Raw genomic sequence first — 1642 nt, 5'->3', positions numbered from 1 at the left:
CGTCGTGCTGCTGCGCGTCAAGGCCGAGATCATCGGCCGCAAGGTGCAGACGCTGCGCTTCTCCGAGGCGCGCGGCTGACGGGGACCAGTTTGCTTTCGATCAAAGCGTACGGCCTCATTGATGCCGTATGCAGTGGGCACGATCTGAACCGCCGAACGGACACGACCAGTTGAACGCCATGACCGAGTTCTTCGCGATGGGCGGCTACGCCGCATACGTCTGGCCCGCCTACGCGCTGGCGGCGCTGGTGATGGTCGGGCTCCTGGTGGCTTCGCTGCGCGGCCTGCGGGAGCGCGAGGCGACGTTGAAGGCGCTGGAAGGGAGCCGGCCGACCCGCCGCCGCTCCCGCCGAGAGGCTGCCGGCCCGGATGGCGCGGCGGCGGAGATGGGTGAAGGATGACTCGCAAGAAACGCCGCCTGTACATGCTGCTGCTCGCCCTGCTGGGGCTCGGCACGGCGACCGCCCTGACGCTGACCGCGTTCCAGGACAATCTGGTGTTCTTCTTCAGCCCGTCCGACCTGCAGACCAAGGTCGCCGAGGTGAAGGACCGCAGCTTCCGCCTGGGCGGGCTGGTCGAGGAAGGCACCGTCAAGCGCCTGCCCGACGGCGTGTCGGTGGAGTTCCGCGTCACCGACGGCGTCGCCGGCGTGGCCGTGGCCTACCGCGGCCAGCTGCCCGACCTGTTCCGCGAGGGCCAGGGCGTGGTCGCCGAGGGCAAGCTGCGCCCCGACGGCGTCTTCGTCGCCCGCGAGGTGCTGGCGAAGCACGACGAGAAGTACATGCCGCCCGAGGTGACCGACGCGCTGAAGCGCGCCGAGCACTTCAAGGACACCGCCAAGACGCTGAAGCAGTGAGGTTTCGGTGATTCCCGAACTCGGCCATTACGCGCTGGTGCTGACGCTGTTCGTGGCGTTGGTGCAGTCCACGCTGCCCATGGTGGGCGCCGCCACCGGCAACCGGGCCTGGATGAACGTCGCCCGCCCCGCCGCCTTCGCCCAGGTGACGATGATCGGCGTCGCCTACGCCGCGCTGACCTGGGCGCACGTGGTGTCCGACTTCAGCGTGCTCAACGTGGTCAACAACAGCCACTCGCTGAAGCCGATGCTCTACAAGGTGTCGGGCGTGTGGGGCAACCACGAGGGCTCGATGGTGCTGTGGGTGGTGATGCTGGCGGCGTTCGGCGCCGCCGTCGCCACCTTCGGCCGCAACCTGCCGCCCACGCTGCAGGCCCGCGTGCTGGCGGTGCAGGGAATCATCGCCGTCGGCTTCCTGCTGTTCATCCTGATCACGTCGAACCCGTTCACCCGCGTCTTCCCGGCGCCGCTGGACGGGCACGACCTCAACCCGCTCCTCCAGGACCCCGGCCTCGCCTTCCACCCGCCGTTCCTGTACGCCGGCTACGTCGGCTTCTCGATGGCGTTCTCCTTCGCCGTCGCCGCGCTGATCGAGGGACGGGTCGATCCGGCCTGGGCGCGCTGGGTGCGCCCGTGGACGCTGGCCGCCTGGATCTGCCTGACCGCCGGCATCGCGCTGGGCTCCTGGTGGGCCTATTACGAGCTGGGCTGGGGCGGCTGGTGGTACTGGGACCCGGTCGAGAACGCCTCGTTCATGCCGTGGCTGGCCGGCACCGCGCTGCTGCA

General features: G+C 69.5%; 3 protein-coding genes. All 3 read left to right on the top strand.

Features of this window, described 5'->3' with window-relative positions:
• Positions 1 to 179: 179 nt before the first annotated feature.
• Positions 180 to 401 carry a heme exporter protein CcmD gene (gene ccmD / locus TSO221_RS34680; RefSeq protein ID WP_109122979.1) on the top strand — a complete coding sequence of 74 codons (222 nt, stop codon included), beginning with the start codon at positions 180 to 182 and terminating at the stop codon, positions 399 to 401.
• Positions 398 to 856, top strand: coding sequence for a cytochrome c maturation protein CcmE (gene ccmE / locus TSO221_RS34675; RefSeq protein WP_109122978.1), 459 nt, complete (start codon positions 398 to 400; stop codon positions 854 to 856). The genes ccmD and ccmE overlap by 4 nt, the downstream gene beginning before the upstream one ends.
• Before the next feature lie 7 nt (positions 857 to 863).
• Positions 864 to 1642 (top strand): cytochrome c biogenesis protein CcsA (gene ccsA / locus TSO221_RS34670; RefSeq protein WP_146209019.1); only part of this gene is annotated, 779 nt, incomplete at its 3' end.

The organism is Azospirillum sp. TSO22-1 (assembly GCF_003116015.1).
GTDB lineage: Bacteria > Pseudomonadota > Alphaproteobacteria > Azospirillales > Azospirillaceae > Azospirillum.
This window is presented reverse-complemented; position numbering and strand designations above follow the sequence as displayed.

What these genes read in the sequence shown, in the direction of transcription:
- ccmD (WP_109122979.1), top strand. Translation starts at nt 180, where the DNA reads ATGACCGAGTTCTTCGCGATGGGCGGCTACGCCGCATACGTCTGGCCC.
- ccmE (WP_109122978.1), top strand. Translation starts at nt 398, where the DNA reads ATGACTCGCAAGAAACGCCGCCTGTACATGCTGCTGCTCGCCCTGCTG.